Genomic DNA, 23,729 nt, shown 5'->3' on the forward strand with positions numbered 1-23,729 from the left:
TTAGCCTTGGCCACCTAGCCTAACAGCTTCAAACCTGTTATCAAATGAAATCATCAACTTACTCAAACATAGTGAAACATCTAATTCTTGACTAAGGTAAGGTGGCTAACTTCATTATAGAACTTTCAAAAATTTATGATAAATAGGTTCCGGTCTTTTACCAACCGCTTCTTCCTGATACGGAGGATTTCCTATCACTACATCAAATTTCACCTTGTTAAATGCCTCCTCGACTAGTTTTTTACCTTGTTCAATATCTGTTTTTAGGGTATCTGTCAAGCTTTCAATGTAAGTTACATTGGTTTTGTACTTCCGATATCCTGTCAGTGTACGTTCTGTGATGGTTTTTGCCATTGGTGTTTTGGCAATAGCATAGATGTTATTCGATAAAATCTCCTGATAAACTTGGTCAGCTTCAAAACGATTATCATCATTTTCTGCCACTCGTTGATAATACAAACTAATGGCACTATGAAGGGGGTAGAGACCTGTCTTCGAGTTGATATCTAAAATTTTAGTCTCTTTCTGATAGATAGATGAGGTAAGCTCATTGTCTACCCAGTGAAGATTTGACGTCGCATCATCTGTCACCGACTCAAAGTTATCATCATAGAAGTTCAAACCGCCTACTGACTTAGATACTTGTAGATTGACCACGCGCCACGGTGTCAGTACGGTTTCCTTATCAGGGTTTTTAAAGGTCCCAAACAGCTCCGCAATCCGCTCCGCCCGCTCGATGAAGTCCAGATCATCAAAGGATTTGGCACGCTGACGAATGATACGACCCGCTTCGATAAAGACCTCAGCATCATAATACTTGGTAATCTCACTAAACATTCCCTTGGTGAAACCTTTTGGCATGAACTCTTTCCACGATTCATCATCCACCTGCTTAATAAAGTCTTGAATGGTAATATCTTTTGATAAATCGACCGCCATGCCGTAAATCATCATTGGAATACGGATAGAAACCCCGCGTAAAATAGAAATCATATTTTTCCGCTGTTTCTTCGCTTCTTTTTGTTTTTCGATAACCTCTAGATCTTCTGCTGTTCGTTTAGCTTTTGGTTTCTTTTTAGCTTTTTCAGCTTGCTCATGCTCTTCAGTTGTCAATCCATTTTCATTGATTACAACTTTCTTAGGCGTTTTTTGACTCTGTGTCTTACCAACGATAGCATTTAGTTTGGTAAACATGCTTGCATCATCAGCGGTTAAAGTTAAAAGATTATCATTATATAGACTGTCATCTTCGAAACCTGACCGCACTGCCTTTTCAGCATAAACTTTCTTGAGCTGTGTCAGCATTCTATCCACATCGTAGGTCCTCATTCCATTGTCTGAAGCCCCTAAGATTGGCATAAAGTTTAGAAGACGAGCCATAGCTTGCTTTTGTGCTTGCGTATTTTTCTTCCCTACACCTGAGTTAATCTGGGCACTCTCCGCCATGACAGTCAAGGCTCTATCAGGGGCAAAATCAAAAACATAACAATTTGTCTTCATTCCCAATTTCTCATGAGAAAAAGGCGTCTGAGCACGAAAGGCAGCTTGTAGGTAGTTCATGGCACTATTGGTATTTGACAAAAACAAGACTGCTGTCCACTCTGGGATATTAACACCTGTAGTTAGTTTACGAACCGTCAGGGTAATGGTTTTTGTCTGTGAAGGGTCTTTACCAATAGCAGAACGAACTTTCTCTATGTCCGCATCGTTAGCAATTCCATCATCACTACTTGCACCTCGAACAACGTTAACAATTTTATATTCTTTCCCGAAAATAGGGTGTTCTTTAAGCAAGTCCTCAAAAGCATTAGCTTCCTTAACACCTGGCATAAGCCAAAGCGTATGGCGCAACTCCTCACGATATGATTTTGTTGAAAATGGATAGTTAGTACTGCTATCTGGATGCGTAATATTGTCTAAGAACTGACGAACCTCCTGCTGATAGACAAGCTGCCCATCCTCAGCCACACGGAAGAACTCTCTAAAGTTGAACGATTTACTCTCATCAGAAAAACGTTCCTTATGCTTCATTTCAAAAGTGTACATGGATACTTTTGGCAAAGTTTCATAAGGATTTGGCTCATCTGGACGTTCTAATTCCCACTTCTTCTTAGCCTGTTGTTCCATAACATAGTCCCAAGTATAGACTTGTTCCTCATCAAATTGATCCAAAAGATTAAACGGCGTCCCAGATAGTTCTAGTATTTTTGTATGCTCTTTGACCAATTCCTTCATAACGGTGTCGCTGAGCTCGGTTTGCGTGCCCTCGTGTGCTTCATCAACAATAATCAAATCCCAATCTACATCCGCAAAATCTTTCAGATTGGTTTGTCCGCCATTGTATCGAAGGAGTTGGATGGAAGCAAAATAGACAAAAGGTTTCTCCCCTCGCTTCAGGTTTTCAAGCGTTTCTCCTTGATTAACTGAGCCATAATCATACCCATCGGCGCTCATCTTCATCTTTTTAAAGTCATCAAACCAAGAATCCGCCACAACAGGACGATGAGTCATGATGAGCACCCTTTGAAAGGCTTCATTCTTGACCAATTGCAAGGACGTCAAGGTTTTACCAAAACGCATTTTAGCATTCCAGAGCATTCGGTCTTTTTTCTTAAAGACTTTTTGCGTCTGCTCGACCGCTGCCTCTTGTTCTGGACGAAGGGTGATAACTGGTTCTTCAATAAATGATTCTTTGGCAGTAATATTTAGATAATTTCTACCTTCTTTAACAGCTTTAATAGCAGCCTTAGCTGTCTCTAAATCCGTTTTGAACCACTCTGTTCCTTCCAGTTGTTCAGCCTGTTTAATCCCTGAACGCTTCAAGACATTATGCACATCATAATCATGAAACCAGGACTTGGTCGCCTTTTTGTAAGCAAGCTCTACCCAACCAAGCGTATAAGGCAGACCAGATGTTTTCATGTATTGATTAATACGTTTTGGGGCAACAGTACGTAAAAAGTCACTATTTGGCGACCAATCTGTCTCAATATCATCCGAAGAAACGCTACCCTCACCAATTTTTTGAGTCCCTTCGAAGGCATTAAATAGTCCACTTTCATTGTTAACTGTTTGAATATAGATAAACTTCCGCTCAGCCGTAGTGTACATTTCTTGTGCTCTCGGTTCTAAAAAATGACCAATTGCACTGGCTTTAATATCCGGTTCAATATAGGTCAGCATGACCCAAGCTAGTATGTCAAAGACTTGTTTTAGTGATTTTAAGGCATTTTCTTTTGTCGCATCTTCTGGATTAAGGACATGGGCAGAATTATTCCCCTTTCCCTTGATATCATAAAAGTGATCGACGATTGTTTTATTGGGAATAAAGTCTCTTATCACTCTTAGTACGTCATTAAAGGTGGCGCGCTCACTAATATCTAAATATTCTCTATCGGCAACCAACCTCGCAGTATTCTCAGCAACTTTTCTAACCTTAGTCAGCGTGCCTTCATAGTCCCCATGTGTATAATTTTCTTCAGCCATATTTATGGTTCTAAAAAGCTCGGCTGTATCTATATCAATTGCCAAAAATTCAAAATTTGAAATCATAGCCTAATCTCCTAGTAAATACACTTTTTGAATGGTTATCTCTTTTATCGTATCTGCTTTTTTAACGGATTCATTCTCAATAATAAATTCATCATCTATATCAAAAAAACTCAGTTGTCCTTCCACGACTGTCCGATCGTCTTCTACTTCCTTACCCAAAAGTTCTGAAAGTGCAAAAGGAATTTTTCTTACCAAACTTGGATGACCTTTGACCATTTGCCACTCATTAAACCAAATAGGCTCTCCTGTAATAGGATGCTGCTGAGTCAAGGTATTTCCTCTCACAATATTTTTATGAATAAGATAGTGAGCTGATTTGTAGATATCGCTCTTACTACTCAGTTTCACACTAAAAGTTCTTTCATACCAATCTAGGTAATAAAGAAACATGCGCGATCGTGCCACTTCTAGGTTATCTTCTAAAAACTCTATGCCATAAATAGACGAGAGAGCAACTAAAGACTTTGTTTTCCAATTTCTTTTGTCATACTGTCTGACCACTGCCTTTAGTTTTCTCTCCAAAATAGCTTGCAAAAAATTGCCATCACCTGCAGATGGCTCTAAAAAGGTCTTATATACACTTTCACAAGCTTCTTTCACACCCGGAGTATCCAGCATTTTCTGAACCATCCAGGCAGGTGTAAAGACTTCACCATGTTTTTGCACACGTTGTTTTGATTTGATTAAATTCTCTTCCAAAGCCAACTCCTTGAAAACGTTTATCTTGACTATCATTATACCATTTTCCAATGAACACTACTAGATTTCATCAGCGCTTTATCCAAAAAACGTCAAATAAAATTGGTACACGATTTTTAACAAATGCTTTTCAAAAATCACGAAAAAACACCCCATGGTGTGAACCATGAAGTGTTGTAAATGTTGTATTGTAGCTGGTTCTTAACGTTTAGAGAACTGGCTAGCTTTACGAGCTTTCTTAAGACCTGGTTTCTTACGTTCAACCATACGAGCGTCACGTGTAAGAAGGCCTGCGCGTTTCAATGAATCGCGGAAGTCTGGGTCTACTTGAAGCAATGCACGCGCGATACCGTGACGGATCGCACCTGATTGACCACCGTAACCACCACCGTTCACGTTAACGAAAACGTCGTATGAACCTTGTGTTGAAGTTACTGCGAATGGTTGGTTGATAACCAAACGAAGGTCAGCGTGTGGGATGTACTCTTCTACATCTTTTTTGTTTACTGTGATTTTACCAGTACCTGGGACCAAACGTACGCGTGCAACCGCGTTTTTACGACGACCAGTACCTGTGTATTGTGCTTGTGCCATTTAGATTACGTCCTTTCCCTTAGATAAGACCTGAAATATCAAGTACTTCTGGTTGTTGTGCAGCGTGAGTGTGCTCAGCACCTACAAACACTTTCAATTTCATGCCTTGTGCACGACCAAGTGTGTTGTGTGGAAGCATACCTTTAACTGATTTTTCAATCAAACGAACAGCGTTTTTAGAACGCAATTCACCAGCTGAGATTGATTTCAATCCGCCTGGGTGGTTTGAGTGAGTGTAGTAGATTTTATCAGTTGCTTTTTTACCAGTCAATTTCACTTTCTCAGCGTTGATAACGATAACGAAGTCACCAGTATCAGTGTGAGGTGTGAAAGTTGGTTTGTTTTTACCGCGAAGAACGCTAGCAACTACTGCTGAAAGGCGTCCAAGAGGTACATCAGTAGCATCTACTACATACCATTTACGTTCAACTTGGCCTGGTTTAGCCATAAATGTTGTTTTGTTCATGATTTCTCCTATACGAATCGTTTTTGTTTACTGGGCGGATGTTCCGGTCCGCGGGTATTTGGAAGGTTCCGGGGCCTTTCAAATGGGGTAAACAATACCGTCTACCATTTTATCAAATCTACTAGTCTCCGTCAAGCTATTTTACTTTACTTTTTTTATTTTTTGAAAGATAGCAGAGCTGCTGAGAATGAAAGCCTTATCAGGTTTACTTTTCCTACTGCCCTAGCTGTCCAGACAAGACCAGCTTCTCCTTATAAGGGAAGGTTTTATCAAATTCTTCCAAGACCAATTCATCCACCGTTTAGGCCGGCGGATCTGTAAACCACCAGTCTCGGCCATCCAAGGCTTCTGGTTGGAACAACTTGACCAAGAAATAATCAGCTTCTGGGTCCGCTTGATAGCGAATGCCGACCTCCTTACCCTTGACAAAACCAAATCGACTGTAGTAATCAGGAAAACCTGTAATGGCCACCATGACTGCTCCGCTATTTTCCGCCAAAGCCAACGAATGCTCTAAAAGTGCCTGACCGTAACCGCGGCCTTGCTGATCTGGCGAGATGCTAAATGGACCAAAGGTCAGACTGGGCAGGCGAGCGCCGTCTGCCGTGATCTCCGACGCCACATAGAGGATATGCCCCACCAGCTGACCGTCGGCTTCCGCCACAAGATTGAGGTCTTTTATGACGTGTTTTTGCTCCCGTAATTGATGCACAATCAGATGCTCCGTCGCACTCAGATAATAGTCCTTCAGTTTACTTTTAGTACAAGGCAACAAGTTGTAGACAGTACTGGAGTACAGCAAAACGAGTTAACGATGTAATAAAAGATAAACTGACGGACGAAAGACATTCCAAAAAGCCTCCCGTGTTGACTCTTCAACCACCCGATGATCCTTTTCTTCTTCTCTTCTGATGATGAGTAACATCTTATCTCCTTTTGATTGTCCTATTCTGCAATAGTTCGCTGCCACACAAAAAGGAATACATCTTTGCAAGAAATATCCCTTAGAATCTAGGCTCTCATTTCTGTCCCAATTGATAAAATAGCTAGGACTCCTGTCCCTGTATGAGTGGCAATAACTGGTCCTAATTCTGTCAATAGAACATCAGAAACACGGTCTTCTTCCAATAAACTAGATTTGACACCCTCTGCCGCCTCAATATCACCCGTATAAGCAACCATGACTGTAGAATGATCCAAGTTGTCCAAGGTCAGGTTCAGCATTTCTTTGATTCCTTTTTTACGACCACGGATTTTAGCAATAGGCACAAGTTTCCCTTCTACATCTAGCGAAAGCAGAGGTTTGATATTCACTAAGCCACCAATAAGGCCTGCTGCTTTCGATAAGCGACCACCACGCACCAGGTGGTTAAGGTCATCGACCAAGAGGTAGGTCCGTAGGCGCGGCACCAAATCTTCTACGATTGCCTTAGTTTCCGCCAAAGTCTTACCCGTAGCACGCGCCTCAACGGCCTTCATGACCAAGTAACCTTCTCCAATGGTCGCTGCCTCTGTATCAACGATGGTGATGACTGCTTCTGGATATTGATCCATAACCATATCCCGTGCAATGACTGCACTCTGGTAGGTCCCTGAAAGAGCTGCTGAGAAAGCGAGATAAAGCACCTCTTGACCTTCCTTGGCTACCGCTTCAAAAACTTCTTCAAACTGACCAACATTGACCTGACTGGTCGTAGGTTGACTGCCAGAAGCCATTTTCTCCAGCAAATCTGCTGAGGTCAAGCGGTTTTCCCCAACGGTTTCATAGGTTACGCCGTCTAGGTTAATGGTCAAACCAAGAACGGTCACATCGTTTTCTTGGACCCAGCTGATTGGCAAATCCGATGTCGAATCGGTTACGATTGTAAATGTCACTCTTTCATTTCTCCATCATTTCTCTTAAGGCTTGAAAATTCCCATCTGACCAGGGATTGAGCCGTGGGGTGTAGAGCTCTACCTGATCCACAAACTTGTCCAAGTCCTTTTTGATGACCCTGGTTCTTTCCTCCAACTCACGCGCCGAAACCCGTAAGGCCCCTTGTGAAAAGACCACCCATTGTTCGTTGAGGTCGCTGGTTGCGACGGAAACCTGCTTGCGACGGTCACTATTGAGCTGGGCACTGAGTCGTTCGATGTAGCTATCTGCTGTCTCTTCCTCCTCTGTAAAAATGACCGATACCTTAAATTCGTCATACTGCTGGCGAAGACCTGGCACATGGTGGGCATCGAAGACACAAATCACCTCGATTTGTTCAAAGGCTGCGTAGTGAGACAAGGTGCGAAGCAAGGTCGTTCTGGCCGCATCCAAGTCTCCCTTTTTAAAATCTTTCTTGGTGGCCTGCCAAAAGGCAATCATGTTGTAGCCATCTACAATGAGAACTTTTTCTTTCATTTAGATTTTCTTCCGAAATACTTCGTACATCAGCACAGCTGCTGCTACGCTGGCGTTGAGAGATTGGACATGGCCCTTCATGGGAATGGTAATCATCTCATCTACCTGCTTTTTGATATTGCTGGAAATCCCTTTACCTTCGTTGCCAATAATAAGTGCTAGTTTGCCAGCCGTATTCCACTTGTGGCTTGGGGTTCCGTTCATATCGGTACCAAATACCCAGAAACCAGCTTCCTTGAGCTTGTCGAGGGTTTGGCTGAGATTGGTCACTCGGGCGATTGGGACATGGGCCACCGCACCTGTGGAAGTCTTAGCCACAACGGGCGTCACGCCAACTGCTCGGTGCTTGGGAATGATGATGCCTGCTACCTGAGTGGCATCTGCGGTCCGTAAAATCGAGCCCAAGTTGTGGGGGTCTGTCAGCCCGTCCAAGATGAGAATGAGGGGATTTTCTTCCTGCTCTGCTTTTTCTAGAATTACCGAAAGGTCTGCATAGGCAAACTCGGAGACCCGCAGGACAAAGCCTTGGTGGACGGCACCTTCCGTCATGTCAGACAGGGTCTTCTTCGGCGTCCAAGAAATCGACACCTTCTTCTCTGCCGCCAGTGCCTTGATTTTTTCTACATTTTTTCCGCGCAAATCATCCTGAATGTAGAGTTTGTTGCCGGTGTTGGCCTCCAAACTCTCCACCACAGCGTGTACGCCATATACTATATCATTTTGTTCCATGGTATTATTATAGCATATTTTGGAAAAGGAAAAAGCCGAGAGTTTCTCAGCTTTCTTAGTTCACACTGTTTTCCAGATAATAATGTTGGGCAACATACCAGTTGACACCCCCTTGTTCCGGATCTGTATCATACTCACTAGCTTCCAACTCCCCACGACTATTGATCCGATAACTCCAATCTCGTGGCTCAAAATTAGGGTCTGATGGTACCGTTACATCTGCATATACTAGACCATCTTCAGCCATACGGACACTAATGACAACCTGATTTTTCCGATACTTTTCAATCATGACGCTACGACTAAACAAATCATCCATGACCCAAGCTTTTACCTGATCTGTTGTTAAGTTTTTTGTATCAACCTGCGGTACAGGATTATGCAAATCTGTCAACGAAATCCAGCCCTGTCCTGATTTCAACCTGCCCCAACTATGTCCTTCCTTTTGAGTCGTCTCAACTATCGTGTACGTTCCAGGTTCTATATTGGTCACAACTTCTCCAGATAAACTAGGTTCCTGACGAATAACCAGTCCTTGTTTTTTAATATCCACAGTAAACGATTGAACGGCGCTACCTACCTGGGACTGGCTAGAAGCTTGCGAACTTCCAGCAGTCTTACTAGTTGCTGTCTCACTAGTCGAGCTATCCTCAACTATGGTAGTATCCTTTGCATCTACATTTTTAGCAATAATTAAGTTAACCGCACTTCCCCGCTTTACCTTCTTCCCACTACTTGGAGAAGATACACTAACCATCCCAGGCTGAACTGACTGTCCACCAACTTCTGTTATTGTACCAACTTTTAACCCCTCTTCATACAGTAAATCCTTTGCTTCAGATAGCTCAATACCATATAATTCAGGAACTGTAACTTGAGAAATATCTTGGTAGACAAAATATAAACCAGCCATTCCTAACACAGCCACAACACTTGAAATGATAAGCCATATCTTTCGTCTTTTTGCGTCTGCCAAACGTTTCTCAGCTTGCTCTCTTTGATAATTCTCATAATCTTCCTCAGCTTCGCTGAGCATTTGCTGGAGTACAAATCGTTGACTATCATCTGTAGCCTGTGCTAGATGCAATCGTAATTGAAAAATTCTGTCCTTAAACTCTTTTTCAATTTGACGCTCATGCTCTTTTTGCAAAATGTCATTTTGTTTGTGAAGTGCTATTGCCTGAGAGTTCATGGCAGAGGTTTGAGCATCCATTTTTCGTTTCAACTCATCATGTCTCTGCTGCTCTTCAAAATCTCGCATCCATTGATCCATAACAATCATCTCCTCATAAAATATTGGTTGATATCTATAAACGAAATCTATTTTATTTTAGTATAACATAACACCTAAAATTGTCAATTCTCATTTTCACCCCGTTTCAATCTAACTTTTGACAAATAGTAAAGCCTATGATATTCTAACGTCTATCATTTGTCCGTACAAACGGACACAAAAAGGAGAATGTATGACACTTATTTTGGGAATTGTGGCAGGGCTGATTGCCTTTGCTATTGGTGGTTTGTGGTATGGTTTGATTTTCCGTGATGCTTGGATTGAAGCCTCTGGCATTGACATGGCCAAGGTAGAAGCTGACCGTCAGGCTGGGAAAAATGGCCAGAAGGAAATGATGATTTCCTTAGCGATTGAAGTTTTGACTGCTGTTGTGGCGATTTTCTTCATCAAGACCCTTGATGTTTCACCACTCCACGCAGCTGGCGGCATGGGCGTGATTGCAGTCCTTGCTTCATTGAAAAACTATGTCTTTGAGCAACGCCCTCTTAAACTCATCCTCATCAACGAAAGCTACAAACTGGTCTGCTATTTGGTAGTCGGAATCATTGCCTTGTTTGTATAAAGTCAACCCTCCTAACCTTAGGAGGGTTTTATGGTACAATAAAAGGAAGACTAAGACTAAAGGAGCCCCCATGTCCCTCTCCCTCCGAACGATTAAACTGATATTTGCCACCGTGCTGGCTATTTACCTAGCGACCGCCCTGGGTTTGTCCTATGCGACGGCAGCTGGTATCATCGCCATTCTCAGCGTCCTCGACACCCGCAAGTCCAGCTTTAAAATGGCCCGCAACCGCCTCTTTTCCACCCTCCTGGCCCTGACCATAGCCGTCCTGACCTTCGCCCTCTTTGGCTTTGGCATCTGGACCCTAGGCATTTACCTGGCACTCTACGTCCCTCTAGCCTACAGATTCAACTGGGAGGCTGGCATCGCCCCCTCAACCGTCCTCGTCACCCACCTCTTGCTAGAGCAAGATATTTCGCTGATTTTTTTAGGAAATGAGCTGGCGCTTTTTCTGATTGGGGCAGGACTGGCACTCTTGTTTAACCTCTATATGCCCTCGCAAGAAAAGAAAATCGAGGCCTACCACGACCAAGTCGAAGACCTGCTCAAGCAGATTCTCCTCCGCTTTGAAGCCTTTCTGCTCAACGGCGACGGACGAAACGAGGCAGAATTGATTACGCAGCTGGATAAGACCTTGGATGAGGCCCTCAAAGTCGTTTATTTAGAACGCCACAACCAAGTCTTTCAACAAACAAATTATCAAGTCCATTACTTTGAAATGCGAGCTGCACAAAACAAAATCCTGCGGACCATGGCAGGAAATATCAACAAGTGTTTACTGGAAGGCAGAGAAAATGTCATCCTGTCCAGCCTATTCGAGCGAGCAGCCCAGCAACTAAGCCGAGAAAACTCCGCCAAGGAACTGCTCCTGGACATCGAGCTCTTCCATGCCACCTTCCGCGAGCGACCTCTGCCGCAAACCCGAGAAGAATTTGAAACCCGAGCCACCCTCTTTCAGCTCCTACACGATATGGAAGCCTTTATTCGCCTCAAGGTTGACTTTTATGAGGTTTATAAAGATGAAGATGAGGGTAGTGAAAAAGGAAATTAAAATGAATCGCAATTTTTACTTCTATCTTTCAAAATTGATGTGCCTCTGTAAATAAATATCTATGACTATTATATTATACGGAGGGACCATGACTATTATTACTTATGCACTGATTCTCGGTATTTCAACAAGTATCGATTATTTCCTAATTTTATTCCTTTTATTTTCACAGGCAAAAAAACCAGGTGAAAGACGCACAATCTATTTTGGACAACTACTTGCTAGTTTTATACTCATTCTCTTAAGTTCGACCCTTAGCCAAGTTGCCAATGTTTTTCTAGCTGACTGGATCCTTGGTCTGCTCGGCTTCGTCCCTATTCTACTAGGGGTTAGAATCCTTTTTGAAAACGAAGCAGAAACAGAGATTCCTGATAGCAAAATCGGATTACTATCTATAATTTTTATTTCATTAGCATCGGGAGTAGATAATTTAGGAATATTCACACCCTATTTTACAACTTTAAGTACCTTAGAAACGCTCTTAACTGCTGGCCTGATCTTGCTAGAGACAATCGCCATTTGCTACCTAGCAGAAAAATTTGGGAGTCTCCATAGCATTTCTGAATTCATAGAAAAATATGAAAAAATGATTCTTCCAACCATTTTTATCATATTAGGAATCTACATTTTATTCGAATTCGGAACAATGACCTACCTACTGCAATTACTAACATAAGAAAAAGAACCGTCAGTTTAAACCGACGGTTCTTCTATTTTCCCATGAAATTCATCTGATATAGTCTTTTAGTTTACTTTTAGTACTAGGCAACGAGCCGCAGGCATAACTGGAGTTAGGCAAGGTGAGTTAACGACGTAATAAAAGATAAACTAAATGACGATACTTGGTTGTGCAAATGCAAGAAAGACAGCCCCATCATGACCGTATTCCCTGCGACTGCAATGATAAATTCCTCCTTGGCGGACACCTTCCCTAGCCAAAAACCGCCAGATTTTCATCTGACGGTCAGGTGTTTTATGAACAAATTATAAAAGATTAAACAATGGCTTGATCTGTTTCATCATCAAAGAAATGAGCTTTGTTGAGGTTGAAGGTCAAGCGAACCTTGTCTCCTGGATTGTGGTAGTCACGCGCATCTACACGAGATACAAATTCTGTATTTCCTACTTTAGAGTAGAGCATGGTTTCCGCACCAAGAAGCTCTGAAACGACAACTTCTGCTTCCACGATAGAAGATGGATAAGTGTCCAACTCCAATTGTGAAGCCTTAATGTCTTCTGGACGGATACCCAATGTAAATGATTTACCGTTGTAACCTTTTTCTTCCAAGTGCTTGCGACGACCTTCTGGAAGATCTACTTTGAAACCATCTCCAACAAGCACACCCTCTTGAAGAGTCACTGTAAAGAAGTTCATTGCAGGACTACCGATGAAGCTGGCAACAAATTTGTTTACAGGTTTATTGTAAAGCTCTTCTGGGCTACCAATTTGTTCGATACGACCGATTGTACCTGTACCTGCTTCATTCTTAGTCGCAGACATAATAACAATACGGTCAGCCAAGGTCATGGCTTCTGTTTGGTCATGCGTTACGTAGATCGTTGTTGCACCAATACGACGGTGGATTTTAGCAATCTCTGTACGCATGGATACACGCAACTTGGCATCCAAGTTTGACAAAGGCTCATCCATCAAGAATACTTTTGCATCACGGACAATAGCACGACCCATGGCAACACGTTGGCGTTGACCACCAGAAAGGTCAGCAGGTTTACGTTGCAAGAATTCTGTCAAGCCAAGAATTTGTGCTGCTTCTTCCACACGTTTTTTGATTTCATCCTTGCTGTATTTACGCAATTTCAAACCGAAAGCCATATTGTCAAATACAGTCATGTGTGGGTAAAGGGCATAGTTCTGGAATACCATGGCAATATCACGGTCTTTCGGTGCCACATCGTTCATCAGCACGCCGTCGATGTAAGCTTCACCTTCTGTAATATCTTCCAATCCAGCAATCATACGAAGAGTAGTTGATTTACCGCATCCTGAAGGACCTACGAAAACAATAAACTCTTTATCTTTAATATCTAGATTAAAGTTTTCAACGGAATAATGCTCGCTATTTGGATATTTTTTATAAATATTTTTTAAATTAAGTTGAACCATGTTCAAGCCTCACTTTCTTTGATAGTTTTATTATAAATGAAAGCGTTTTATTTTTCTAGGTCAAGGTGAACAAAAAGAACACAATCTTTTGTACAAGTTGCACAAAAGACTGTGTTACTGAAATAGTTTACTTTTCAAAAATTCAATGAGCCCTTTGGGATTTTCAGGAGAAAAGGGACGAACCGATGGGCGGTATTCTCAAAGGCTACAACGCTTTTCTCATCATTAGCTCCTATTAGATACTTAAATCCATGATAACCATGTAGCAAACTGCCAAATCCGTCAATTCCTTGAGCTGTAATCCCGTCCAATCAAACCATTTGTCCAAGCGATACTGTAGCGTATTTCGATGGATATAGAGAGACTGGGCTGCCTTGGTTATGACCGCACCTTCTTGCCAAAGAGCTACAATTTCCTTTTCTAGCTGCTGGTGGGTAATCAAACTAGCAAGTCCTTCTCTCAAAACGGGGTGGAGTTGACCTGCCCAAAGATAGAGCTGACCGAAGGTAAGCAACCGTGATTGATGGTGGCTGCTTCGCCAATGGTGAAAAAGGGATTGTTCAGCTTCGATTAATTGTGGCCAAGAGTGTACCAATTTAGCCGGCCAGATTTGACCTAAAAACAATGTAATTCTCAGACCAAAATCGAACTCCATGGTAGCAAGGGTATCACGCAGTATTTCTTTGACATCAAAAAGAGGTGCCTGATGTAGAATGAATAGGTAATCCTGTCCATTGCCTGTATAGTAGCCTTGGAGATTGGGGAGGAGTTTGGCCATCATATCAAGCCAGGCTACCTTTCCATCTTCATCGGATACATGGCCTACATGAGCATGAATAACCTGTAGCTTTTCCAAGGTTTGTGGAAGAGGACCTCCCCCTTGGAAATAGCGTCCCCAAGGATGACCTTGTTCTGCGCTCGAGTCATTCATCAGCAAGTCAATCAGTTCGATTTCTCGATTTGTCAAATCCTTGCGTTCAACGGAAAACCAAGTATGATCAGCCAGAGGTAACTGGATACTTGCTCCATCTTCTGTCTTTTCAAATACAAGCCTTCCTTTTGGAAATAGGTGCTGCAATTCTTCCCTTTTGCTCATCTCGCCTCCATCTCATTCTGTCTGTAATTGACCGATTTTCTGTCGGTAATTTTTGGGAGATTCCCCACAAATGCGTTTAAAAATCTTATAGAAGTAGCCCACATTCGTGTAACCAACTTGAAAACAAATTTCTTCGATTCCCAACTGACTGTTCAAGAGAAGCTGCTGGGCTACCTTGATTCGCTGATGATTGAGCAATTCTGCAAAAGTATGCCCGGTCTCTTTTTTGATAAGTTGACCTAGGTAAACCGTATTTAGGTAGAGATGGGCACTCATATCTTTCAAAGACAATTCCTCTGCAAAGCGTTCACGAACAATCGTAACAACTTCCTGTACATGAGGACTGTAAGTGGAACTCTCGGAAAATTTTTTCAGATAATGACAAAAATACTCCATTAGTTGATGTAAATCTCGACTAGCTTCTACCTTTACATAGAAATCTTCCAATCGCTGATGGTCTTCTTCATTAAAATAGTAAAACACATCCGACATCATCTGATTAAAAAATTGTTTTGTTAGGTAAACTGCCGGAGTGGTTTCTCGCAATTTATCAGCCAAATGTGGTAAAACATCAACGATTTTTGCCAATCTTCCTGCACGTAGAAGCGGTTCCATATCTTTATGGAGTTCTGTGGTAGTAGCCGTTAGATCTTCTGATAGTTGCCTATAAAATAAGCGCCTCTCTACCTTATCAATCAACTGCCGTATGGTCATCGTCGGGGTAACTTCTTCTGTATATAGACTACCCTCTGGTCGACTTTCTGTCAACTGAAAATAGTAGACTTGATGTAAAATATTTTTTTCACGACAGTAGCCCATTGGGTTTGGAGTCTCTCTGGCGGCAAACCATGTTTTCTGGGAGTGACTTAATAACTCACTCGCTGTCAGGGTTCCTGCCAAAAAGCCCTTGGTATATTCCCTATCTGTCTCTTTCTTCAACGTTGGTAGCTGTTGGAGCAGCTTAGCCAGTTCTTGTTTATTGATGGGCTTAAGGAGATAATCCATTGCCCCAAGGGAGATGGCCTTACGGGCATATTCGAATTCTTGAAAACCAGACATGATGATAATGTGGGTATCCGGCGATTGTTCTTTCATTCGTCGAACCATTTCTAGGCCTGTCATATCTGGCATGCTGACATCGGTTAGGACAAGGTCCACAGTATGCTGTGAAAAATAATCCAGAGCTTCTTCGGCGTTCTCTGCCGTATAAACAATCTCGACATTGTATTCATGATAAGGGAGAAGATGCTTCATCCCTTCCAAAATCATGTATTCGTCATCAACTACTAACATCTTATGCATCATGCTCATCTCCTCGAGGGAAGATACCTTCAAATAAGATTGAATAGGTCACCCCTTCCCCTTCTTTAGAATCTAATTCTATCTGGTAACGGTCTCCAAAATAGAGAAGTAACCGCTCGTGAACGTTTCGTAATCCGATTGATTGTGACCGATTTTCTTGCGACAGTTCTCGACTTGCCAAGAGGTGTTTGTTGGCTTCCAGGGTTTCTGCGTCCATTCCCTTACCATTATCTCTGATGAGAATTTCCATATCCTGTCCATGCTTGAGAGCTTTGACACTAAGCGCATTGTCTTTTCGTTTGAGGTCTACTCCATGGACAAAATAATTTTCTACTAGGGGCTGGATTACAAAACGAGGAATTTCAACCCTTTCGCACCCAGGATCCATTTGATAGGCATAGGCAATGGAACGAGGATAGCGGATTTGACAAATGTAGCTATGTTTTTCGCAAAATGAAAGTTCTTCTGCCACCGTTGTCATTTTTGCCTGTGTCACACTACTGCGAAGCAAGCTTGAAAATTCATAAATCATATCCCCTAGCTCATCCATCTGCTTGCTGACTGCATACATACGGAAAAATTCCAAGGTATTGTAGAGAAAATGAGGGTTAATTTGGGCTTGTAAGGCTCGCATATTGGCATCTTTCTGAGCTAACTGCAAGCGATAGATGTCTTGAATACTCTGGTCCATAGCATCCAGCATCTGATTGATTTCTGATGAAATGAGATACATTTCCTGCTCTTTATTGTCCGTCTGTAGACGAAGATGCCTGTCTTCGCCACGAATCTGTTGCATGGTATCAACAATGTCCAGTACTTGGACTTCATATCGTTTAAACACCCTTCTCAGGACCAGTAGTAAAAGAGCAACGAGGCAACTACTTCCTAGAAAAATGATTCCAACTAGGCTACCAACTTTTTCAATAGCATGTTGCTGGTCAACTCCAACTGCAATTTGCAAATCCCCACTCATTCGATAGGAGAGCGGAGGCGAGGCAACATCTGGTCGTAAGCTATAAAATTCCCGATCCAGAGAATCTTGAACTCTAACGGTCATGGGGAGATCCGTCTTACGTTGGATATATTGCTTCAGTAAATCCGCATCGATGGTGACATAGATGGTCGCAATACCTTCTGTTGTCGACGGAGAAAATAAGGTCATCGAGATACTATGTTGCGGAGCCTTGTAATTTTCGGCCGTGACCTTTTTACCAGACTTTAAGTCAGAGGTAGAAACAAAGACAGTATTTGCATCCATCGGAGCAATATCGACTCCTTCTACGAAGGGATAATAGAGATAGAGAGTGCGAACAGAATCCTGCAAGGAAATCCGTTTGACCATCAGGTGAGGGTGACTCAGTAACCAGACCTGGTACTGAGAAGGAGATAATTGAAAATAGTGATAAAGACTGTCTAGACGATCCCTGTCCGTAATGTAGTCTGCTAGATAATTCCCAACCCGTCCTTGATAATAATCCAACTCCTCTTTTAGACCATCTGCTACTTCCTGTTGAATGCGGAGGCGATTGGTGTCATACTGATACCAGCTGATGTAGGAAAGAATACTGGCAAAGAAAATGACAATCCCAATCACTAATAAAGAATAACTTTTCAAAAGAGTATGAATTAAAACTTTTTTCATAAGTAATCCTTGTCAACTTGCTTGTACACTGGATCAAAGGCATCATAGAGAAACAAGAGCCATAAGACCGGTAGGAAGAAGAATAAAATCAAGGGAAGTTTGAATAGCAAGAACCCACAGACGAGACTGCCTAACAAAAATTTGATCAGGGCTTTCCAATCAAGAAAAAGCGAGACAGCCGCCAACTGTAAGCCTGTTTTTAGACTAAATTCAAAATGTACTTGAAGTTTTAAAAAGAGAGCATAGAGCGCAAAAACATAGAAAAGACCACAAGCATTTGTAATAAGAACTGCTGGCATCCACCAGGTCTGGGGCAATTGAATCAAGAGCCAAATGCCGCTAAATAAAAGACCAATCAATAAGAGGACAAGACCGAGGCCAAGGTTAAGCCGAATAAAATGCTCTTTAAAATAGCCAAACGCCTCTCGAAAATTGTACTTAGATGCATCCATATGATAGTTATCGTAGAGGTAAAGTATCGTTCCATTTGCTGGTGAAATGCCCAGCACTACGCCTCCTAGCAATAGAAGAACCAAATAGATGGCACTCAATTTCATGAGGAAGAAAAGAAGAGTAAAAAGCCTGTCTAACCACCCTAACATTGTATATTCCTCCTTTTTTATCTATTTTATCAAAAATCGGTGCTTTTTGTATATATTAACATAAAACAAATGCAAAAAGGTTGGATGTTGAACCCAACCTCTTTTCACACTTCATCACCTGTATCAAATTATTTATTTGCTAAAAACTCATCGTATTGTTTTTGCATTTCTTCTTTTACTTTTTTGTAGGATTCTTCTGCTTCCAATTTTTTCAGCATTTCTGGAACAGCAACATCAGGATCCACAGTACCAGTATTGATACTTGCTGCATATTGGCTCATGATATTTTGGATACTTGTAATTTCAGTCTTAACTGCATCAGCATTGAAGTTGAAGCCAAGAAGTGGAGACTCTTCTGCACCTGCCAGCAATTCTTCTGCTTTTTTCACATCTTCATCTGTTACCTTGTCAGTGATGTACAGAATTTGGCTATTACCTGTGTTCCAAGCTGACATACGAGTATCGCCTTTGTAACCATCCAACAACTTAATACGATTTTCAGCACTTGGGTCTTTTTCCCAGTTGACGCCCTCTGGACCAAATACCAAGCCGTTCAGCAATTCTGGATTTGTATTGATAAGAGTCAATACTTCCATAGCTTTTTCTTTGTTCTTAGATGTTTTTGAAATGACAAAGTTTGCTACTTGGGTAGAGCCGCTTGTCTTATAGGCAGATGTGATTGGTTTAGAAGTAATCTTATAGCCTGCAACTGTTGAAAGGAGGCTATCACCAAAGTCAGCTGGTCCTTGTGTTTCTTCACGAACAAACCAGTTGGCTACATCAAGTGAGAAGGTTGCGTCAGTAGTCGCTGCATCTGCCATAATGTAGCCAGCCTTATAGTATTTGTGAATGGTACGAAGGTTATTCATGTGACGGTCAACTTCAAATGGGTTTACCACTTTTGTAGTGTCGCCTTTCAAGTCGATAGCAAACGGTAACTCATTTCCAGCTGGATATTCCAAACCGTCTGTTGATGGTTTGCTAGATTTCACCCAGGCAAATGGTGTCACATCTGCTTCTTTTTCTTTGATGGTTGCCAACATGCTTTCCACATCATCGTAGCTATCTACTTTAGAAATGTCAAAACCATACTTATCAACCATGTCTTGGTTGAAGGAAAGCATCTGTTGACTAGCTACGTTACCGATGACAGGGACTGCGTAGATTTTTCCGTCGATGGTATTTCCTTTGATGTAGGCAGGGTCAATAATGTCATAGAGAGCCTTGCCTTCTTTCTTGTAAAGTTCTGTTAAATCAGCATAAGCTCCTTTTTGCGCATTGATAATATAGTTGTCTGCAAAGGCAATATCATATTCCTCACCAGATGAGGTAATAATGGCCATTTTATCCTTATAGTCACCCCATGAGATATACTTGATGTCTAGATGGGCACCTGCTTCTTTTTCGATAATCTTATTAGCATTTTCCAAAAGAACATCAATGTTTTTCGGTGCGTCTCCGATTTGATACATGAGGATGTTTGTCAATCCATTTTCTGTTGTAGCGCTACTTGATGCGGTCTTATTTCCAGTCAGACTACCACAAGCGGCAAGGGCAGCTGCGGACGCAAGTGTCACGCAGGAGTAGGCAAATTTTTTCCATGTTTTCATTTGGCTGTTCCTTTCTATTTTTTAGATAATGAAGTATGGAATACGATTGTTAAGATAGAGTGATGTCTCTACTCCTTGACTCCGCCAATTGTCAAACCTTTGACAAAGTAACGTTGGAAGAAAGGATAGAGACAGGCAATTGGTAGAGTCGATACGACCACAATAGCCATACGTGTTGCTTCTTTTGGAAGGGCCCCTGCAACTTCTGAGGACATAGCCGCTGCCGCAGCAGCATTTTCAGAGAGATATTGAATGTTTGCTTGAATTTTCATCAGCAGGTATTGGAGGGGGAAGAGGTTATCACTCTGGATATAGAGGAGAGCGTTGTACCAGTCATTCCAAAAAGCGAGGGCTGTAAAGAGAGCGATGGTTGCGATACCTGGTAGGGTTAGTGGCAAGCAGATTTGGAAGAAAATCCGAAATTCACTGGCCCCGTCAATCCTGGCGGATTCGATAATAGACTCAGAAATAGTCTTTCTAAAGAAGGACCTCATCACCATGATATTGAAAGGAGACAGCAGCATGGGTAGAATCAAGGCTGCCACTGTATCTTTGAGATTTAAAAACGAGGTCATGACGATATAGGTTGGAATGGTCCCTGCGCTAAACAGCATGGTAAAGAGAGCCATCAGGGTAAAAAATCGTCTGTATCTGAAACTGTTTCTCGAAATGGCATAGGCGTAAAGAACGGTGAAGAAGACATTCAAACTCGTCCCTACAATGGTCACAAAGAAGGTGATAAAGAGGGCTTGGAGAATCTGATCTTTCAATTGAAAGAGATATTCATAACCTGCCAAACTCCATTGCTCTGGCCAGAAAGAATAGCCGTTGATAGCCAAGCTTGTCTCATCTGTCATAGAAATGATGATAACAAATATGAAGGGAAGGGTACAAGATAGGGCAAATATCCCTAGTAAACTTGAGAAAAATAGATCTGTTTTCTTACTAAATGAATGAATCGAAACAGAAGTGATTTGTTTCTTTTTTTTCATACTCCCCTCCTAGAATAAGGCTGATTCCTTATCAAAGCGACGAACAATCAGGTTGGTCACTACCACCAAGATACAGCCGACAACAGATTGATAGAGGCCTGCCGCGATAGCCATACCGATGTCCCCTGTTCCTGCAATGCCACGATAAACATAGGTATCAAGGACTTGAGTCACATTGAAGAGAGGACCTGAATTTTTCGGAATTTGATAGAAAAGGCCAAAGTCTGCTCGGAAGATATTTCCGACAGCCAGAATCGTTAAAATAGTCATCAGAGGCATTAACTGAGGAAGGGTGACATAGCGGATGCGTTGCCACTTGGTCGCTCCATCCACAATCGCAGCTTCATAATAGGTTGGATCAATGCCCATAATGGTTGCATAATAAATAATACTGTTGTAGCCCAAACCTTTCCAAATTCCTAAGAAAAGCAAAATGAAGGGCCAATAGGTCGGTGTGCTGTACCAGTTGATAGGGTCCATCCCCATTCCTTTGAGAATATTGTTTATCAATCCTTTATCTGGACTCAAAAATGCGTAAACGAAGAAACTGATAATGACCCAAGAAAGGAAATAAGGGAACAAGGTTGTGGTCTGGTAGATCTTTACCAGCTTCTTCGACCGCATCTCACTAAAGATAATGGCAATACCTACTGCAAATATTAGCCCTAACACGATAAAACCAATATTATATAAGATGGTATTTCTTGTGATGATATAGGCATCGGATGACTGAAATAGAAATTTAAAATTATCCAATCCTATCCACTTACTTTGTATGAGACTATCCCAAAAGCCATTACCTGTATGGCGATAGTCCTTAAAAGCAATCACATTGCCAAATACTGGAATATAGAAAAATAGAATGAGCCAGATGACTCCTGGCAATACCATTAGGAAAAAAATGGCATTTTGTTTTAGATTTTTTATGAGGTCTTTCATCATAGCTCCTTTCTATTATGAACCTTTACATTATTAGTTTACTCCTGATTGGGCCAACTGTGAATTGCCACATTATAGGCAAAATTCTACAAATTATAGGTGTATATAACAACCGATATATCTTCTGTAAAAAACAAAGAAAATCTGGGTTGCTAATCAACATTTGCATAAAAAATCGAGCCCTTTCGAGCTCGAATATCACTAGGTTGTGTAGATGGTTGAAGCCGTCGCAATAATCTGCCATTGGTTGGCAGTTGTCGCACGAAAACCCTTGTCCTGATGGAAGTCATCGTAAGGGAGAATAGCCACTTCTAGTTCATCTAGTTTAGGCACTTCATTGTTCAGATAGGCTTGCAACCGCTGGATTGCTCGGCGAATGCGGGCATCCAAGCCCCCTAGGCGAATGTCCACCGTATCCAGACCAAACACCTTCTTCTCTACCATCCATTGGTAGCTGAGCGCCTGATAGAAGCTTTCTAGGTCTATCCTAAGCTGCTGCAAACCGTCAACTTGCTCTGCCAAGACCTGACGATTTCCTTCCTGATAGGCCTGACGAATATGTGCTGATATAGCCGCCTTGGTCGCCAAAACCTGACACAACTTAGCCTGAGTATCAAAGAGATAGGCATAGCCCTTGGCTCGGCTTCCAACCTCTGCCAATCTAGGCGCTAATTCCTGATAAAAGGCACTATCTTTTTCGGCATCAATATGCTCTTGCAACAAGGGGCAGAGAATATCCTGATACAAGATGTAGCGACTGGGATTGAAACCGTGATGACCTGGACCTGGGTGGCTAGGTGTCTTATTTGGCAAATCCAATTGCAGGAAGTCATCTAGGGAAACTTGGTGTAGTTGATAGAAATGCTCAGCCAGACAGTCCAAATTTCCTCGGTACTGGAGTTCTGCCCAGGCATGAAGACTCGGCAAGATCGAGAAGGTGGCACATTCCCCACCATTATCTCCCCAAGCGGTCACCGTCACTTCTTGGACACCATACTCTTGGCAGGCAGCATGGGCTTCTGGCGCAATCCGCATACTGAAATCATTATCAGGAGTAAAACCAATCCACTTCCAGGCCCCACTTGCAAAGGCAATCCGTTCTCCCAACTGCTGATGACTAGCTAGTTTTTGGGCATAACTCTCACGACTGGTCTGATAGTAATCCCAATAAATCAAGGTCACTCTGTCCTTGAGGCGATCCAAGTAAGCCTGGATTTCCGAATCAATTTCCAACTGACCAGTATAATCCTTACTCGCTGTCAACAACTGGAAGAACATATCACTCCACATACTACAATGGAAACCATACTTGTCAGCAATATCCAAGACCTGTTCCAAGTGTTGACACATAATCAGACTTCGTTTCTGATAGCCATGTTGATTGAGGTATTGCCCCAGCCCAACCAAGTGAGCCTCATCCATACCGATGTTAATGGTCCGTGTTTTCAGATGGGACAAGGCCTCAAACATCTTATCAATCAAGGCATAGGTCCTCTCATCCCCAATCAAGAGAATATTGTCCACATCTCGAATGGCCTGAATAGATGATATATTCCACTTGAGGTAGGCAATCAGATGGGCCAAGGTCTGGATGCAGGGGATAAATTCCATACCGTAACGGTGGCACTCCTCCTCAATAGCCTGCAATTCTTCTCTTGTATAGGCCCCTCGGAAATAACCAAAATAGGGTTCCTCACACAGTTGGTAGGTATCTTCCATATAAAGTTGGAAATGGCTGTAGCCCATCAAGGCCAGTTGTCTAATCAAGATCTTACTGGATTCGACAGTAAGGACAGCATTTCGAGAACAATCTTCCATAAAACCGAGTTGACGGTAGGCAGGTCTTTCCTGGATCTGTATATCAGTCTCGCCCTGAGCCAACTGACTGGCCAAAACAAGCAAGCCTCGATAAATCATGTGTTCTTTGGGCGCACGGATACGGTAAGAACCTGCTGAACCTTCAATCCGCAAGCTCTCTTTGCCATCGACTTCAAGTTCTAACTGGCAATCCAAACCCAGCCCAGAACAAATCTCTTCCAAGACCCCCTCCGACTGCTGTAACGAATGGTTTATCTGTAACAT

At 42.2% G+C, this 23,729-nt stretch carries 21 protein-coding genes and 1 pseudogene; 3 read left to right on the forward strand and 19 right to left on the reverse strand.

From position 1 onward, the window contains the following. Nucleotides 1–126: 126 nt before the first annotated feature. The 9 genes and pseudogenes from K5Q34_RS05190 to K5Q34_RS05230 all read right to left on the reverse strand — a co-directional run. Nucleotides 127–3,552 (reverse strand): annotated as a pseudogene (locus K5Q34_RS05190) (DEAD/DEAH box helicase family protein); the annotation flags it as partial. Between the two features lie 3 nt (nt 3,553–3,555). After that, the gene (locus K5Q34_RS05195) at nt 3,556–4,251 is read right to left on the reverse strand and encodes a methylase (protein ID WP_221864619.1); all 696 of its coding nucleotides are present in this window, start codon (nt 4,249–4,251) and stop codon (nt 3,556–3,558) included. Nucleotides 4,252–4,452: 201 nt separating this feature from the next. Further along, nucleotides 4,453–4,845, reverse strand: a complete 393-nt coding sequence (rpsI, locus tag K5Q34_RS05200) for a 30S ribosomal protein S9 (RefSeq protein ID WP_002942223.1) — start codon at nt 4,843–4,845, stop codon at nt 4,453–4,455. Between the two features lie 19 nt (nt 4,846–4,864). Further along, entirely contained in the window at nt 4,865–5,311 is a 447-nt protein-coding gene (rplM, locus tag K5Q34_RS05205) for a 50S ribosomal protein L13 (RefSeq protein WP_002876943.1), read from the reverse strand. A gap of 301 nt (nt 5,312–5,612) precedes the next feature. Continuing rightward, complete coding sequence (locus K5Q34_RS05210; protein WP_205028450.1) at nt 5,613–6,023, reverse strand: GNAT family N-acetyltransferase; 411 nt, start codon at nt 6,021–6,023, stop codon at nt 5,613–5,615. Nucleotides 6,024–6,322: 299 nt separating this feature from the next. Continuing rightward, on the reverse strand, nt 6,323–7,186 hold the full coding sequence (locus tag K5Q34_RS05215; RefSeq protein WP_221864620.1) for a DegV family protein: 864 nt from the start codon (nt 7,184–7,186) through the stop codon (nt 6,323–6,325). Between the two features lie 4 nt (nt 7,187–7,190). Beyond that, a complete protein-coding gene (locus tag K5Q34_RS05220) occupies nt 7,191–7,703 on the reverse strand; it encodes an NYN domain-containing protein (RefSeq protein ID WP_221864621.1) in 513 nt (170 codons plus the stop codon). Next, nucleotides 7,704–8,432 (reverse strand): 23S rRNA (guanosine(2251)-2'-O)-methyltransferase RlmB, encoded by a 729-nt coding sequence (rlmB, locus tag K5Q34_RS05225; RefSeq protein WP_074391647.1) that lies wholly within the window; start codon nt 8,430–8,432, stop codon nt 7,704–7,706. Between the two features lie 55 nt (nt 8,433–8,487). After that, entirely contained in the window at nt 8,488–9,705 is a 1,218-nt protein-coding gene (locus K5Q34_RS05230; RefSeq protein WP_221864622.1) for a PASTA domain-containing protein, read from the reverse strand. Between the two features lie 193 nt (nt 9,706–9,898). Here K5Q34_RS05230 and K5Q34_RS05235 point away from each other — a divergent pair, with 193 nt between their 5' ends. The 3 genes from K5Q34_RS05235 (at nt 9,899) to K5Q34_RS05245 (ending at nt 12,015) form a co-directional block, all read left to right on the forward strand. Beyond that, nucleotides 9,899–10,288 (forward strand): DUF1761 domain-containing protein, encoded by a 390-nt coding sequence (locus K5Q34_RS05235; protein ID WP_105136472.1) that lies wholly within the window; start codon nt 9,899–9,901, stop codon nt 10,286–10,288. 70 nt (nt 10,289–10,358) lie between these two features. Beyond that, entirely contained in the window at nt 10,359–11,339 is a 981-nt protein-coding gene (locus K5Q34_RS05240; RefSeq protein WP_221864623.1) for an aromatic acid exporter family protein, read from the forward strand. 88 nt (nt 11,340–11,427) lie between these two features. Beyond that, nucleotides 11,428–12,015 (forward strand): cadmium resistance transporter, encoded by a 588-nt coding sequence (locus tag K5Q34_RS05245; protein ID WP_221864624.1) that lies wholly within the window; start codon nt 11,428–11,430, stop codon nt 12,013–12,015. A gap of 152 nt (nt 12,016–12,167) precedes the next feature. On the opposite strand, the gene K5Q34_RS11785 is transcribed toward K5Q34_RS05245, so the two are convergent. From K5Q34_RS11785 to K5Q34_RS05290, 10 genes are all read right to left on the reverse strand, one after another. Beyond that, nucleotides 12,168–12,296, reverse strand: coding sequence for a hypothetical protein (locus K5Q34_RS11785; RefSeq protein ID WP_260619435.1), 129 nt, complete (start codon nt 12,294–12,296; stop codon nt 12,168–12,170). Nucleotides 12,297–12,333: 37 nt separating this feature from the next. Beyond that, a complete protein-coding gene (locus K5Q34_RS05250; protein WP_002938838.1) occupies nt 12,334–13,464 on the reverse strand; it encodes an ABC transporter ATP-binding protein in 1,131 nt (376 codons plus the stop codon). 235 nt (nt 13,465–13,699) lie between these two features. Continuing rightward, nucleotides 13,700–14,560: a helix-turn-helix domain-containing protein gene (locus K5Q34_RS05255; protein ID WP_221864625.1), complete on the reverse strand. Its 861-nt coding sequence runs from the start codon at nt 14,558–14,560 to the stop codon at nt 13,700–13,702. Nucleotides 14,561–14,572: 12 nt separating this feature from the next. Further along, the gene (locus K5Q34_RS05260; protein ID WP_221864626.1) at nt 14,573–15,865 is read right to left on the reverse strand and encodes a response regulator transcription factor; all 1,293 of its coding nucleotides are present in this window, start codon (nt 15,863–15,865) and stop codon (nt 14,573–14,575) included. After that, a complete protein-coding gene (locus K5Q34_RS05265; protein WP_221864627.1) occupies nt 15,855–17,504 on the reverse strand; it encodes a sensor histidine kinase in 1,650 nt (549 codons plus the stop codon). Before K5Q34_RS05265 ends, K5Q34_RS05260 begins: the two co-directional genes overlap by 11 nt. Beyond that, complete coding sequence (locus tag K5Q34_RS05270) at nt 17,501–18,106, reverse strand: DUF624 domain-containing protein (protein WP_221864628.1); 606 nt, start codon at nt 18,104–18,106, stop codon at nt 17,501–17,503. The genes K5Q34_RS05265 and K5Q34_RS05270 overlap by 4 nt, the downstream gene beginning before the upstream one ends. Before the next feature lie 128 nt (nt 18,107–18,234). Next, entirely contained in the window at nt 18,235–19,716 is a 1,482-nt protein-coding gene (locus K5Q34_RS05275; protein ID WP_024410857.1) for an ABC transporter substrate-binding protein, read from the reverse strand. 68 nt (nt 19,717–19,784) lie between these two features. Then, nucleotides 19,785–20,708 carry a carbohydrate ABC transporter permease gene (locus K5Q34_RS05280; RefSeq protein WP_012027800.1) on the reverse strand — a complete coding sequence of 308 codons (924 nt, stop codon included), beginning with the start codon at nt 20,706–20,708 and terminating at the stop codon, nt 19,785–19,787. A 9-nt stretch (nt 20,709–20,717) separates the two neighbouring features. Further along, nucleotides 20,718–21,647, reverse strand: coding sequence for a sugar ABC transporter permease (locus tag K5Q34_RS05285; protein ID WP_044673256.1), 930 nt, complete (start codon nt 21,645–21,647; stop codon nt 20,718–20,720). Nucleotides 21,648–21,848: 201 nt separating this feature from the next. After that, nucleotides 21,849–23,729 (reverse strand): beta-N-acetylhexosaminidase, encoded by a 1,881-nt coding sequence (locus K5Q34_RS05290; RefSeq protein WP_221864629.1) that lies wholly within the window; start codon nt 23,727–23,729, stop codon nt 21,849–21,851.

It is taken from the genome of Streptococcus sp. 2018110 (genome assembly GCF_019754115.1).
In the GTDB taxonomy this organism is placed as follows: domain Bacteria; phylum Bacillota; class Bacilli; order Lactobacillales; family Streptococcaceae; genus Streptococcus; species Streptococcus hashimotonensis.

Excerpts from the sequence above, each read along its gene's own strand:
- rpsI (WP_002942223.1), bottom strand. The coding sequence starts at position 4,845 with ATGGCACAAGCACAATACACAGGTACTGGTCGTCGTAAAAACGCGGTT.
- rplM (WP_002876943.1), bottom strand. The coding sequence starts at position 5,311 with ATGAACAAAACAACATTTATGGCTAAACCAGGCCAAGTTGAACGTAAA.
- K5Q34_RS05220 (WP_221864621.1), bottom strand. The coding sequence starts at position 7,703 with ATGAAAGAAAAAGTTCTCATTGTAGATGGCTACAACATGATTGCCTTT.
- rlmB (WP_074391647.1), bottom strand. The coding sequence starts at position 8,432 with ATGGAACAAAATGATATAGTATATGGCGTACACGCTGTGGTGGAGAGT.
- K5Q34_RS05230 (WP_221864622.1), bottom strand. The coding sequence starts at position 9,705 with ATGGATCAATGGATGCGAGATTTTGAAGAGCAGCAGAGACATGATGAG.
- K5Q34_RS05235 (WP_105136472.1), top strand. The coding sequence starts at position 9,899 with ATGACACTTATTTTGGGAATTGTGGCAGGGCTGATTGCCTTTGCTATT.
- K5Q34_RS05240 (WP_221864623.1), top strand. The coding sequence starts at position 10,359 with ATGTCCCTCTCCCTCCGAACGATTAAACTGATATTTGCCACCGTGCTG.
- K5Q34_RS05245 (WP_221864624.1), top strand. The coding sequence starts at position 11,428 with ATGACTATTATTACTTATGCACTGATTCTCGGTATTTCAACAAGTATC.
- K5Q34_RS11785 (WP_260619435.1), bottom strand. The coding sequence starts at position 12,296 with ATGAAAATCTGGCGGTTTTTGGCTAGGGAAGGTGTCCGCCAAGGAGGA.
- K5Q34_RS05250 (WP_002938838.1), bottom strand. The coding sequence starts at position 13,464 with ATGGTTCAACTTAATTTAAAAAATATTTATAAAAAATATCCAAATAGC.
- K5Q34_RS05255 (WP_221864625.1), bottom strand. The coding sequence starts at position 14,560 with ATGAGCAAAAGGGAAGAATTGCAGCACCTATTTCCAAAAGGAAGGCTT.
- K5Q34_RS05260 (WP_221864626.1), bottom strand. The coding sequence starts at position 15,865 with ATGATGCATAAGATGTTAGTAGTTGATGACGAATACATGATTTTGGAA.
- K5Q34_RS05265 (WP_221864627.1), bottom strand. The coding sequence starts at position 17,504 with ATGAAAAAAGTTTTAATTCATACTCTTTTGAAAAGTTATTCTTTATTA.
- K5Q34_RS05270 (WP_221864628.1), bottom strand. The coding sequence starts at position 18,106 with ATGTTAGGGTGGTTAGACAGGCTTTTTACTCTTCTTTTCTTCCTCATG.
- K5Q34_RS05275 (WP_024410857.1), bottom strand. The coding sequence starts at position 19,716 with ATGAAAACATGGAAAAAATTTGCCTACTCCTGCGTGACACTTGCGTCC.
- K5Q34_RS05280 (WP_012027800.1), bottom strand. The coding sequence starts at position 20,708 with ATGAAAAAAAAGAAACAAATCACTTCTGTTTCGATTCATTCATTTAGT.
- K5Q34_RS05285 (WP_044673256.1), bottom strand. The coding sequence starts at position 21,647 with ATGAAAGACCTCATAAAAAATCTAAAACAAAATGCCATTTTTTTCCTA.
- K5Q34_RS05290 (WP_221864629.1), bottom strand. The coding sequence starts at position 23,729 with ATGTTACAGATAAACCATTCGTTACAGCAGTCGGAGGGGGTCTTGGAA.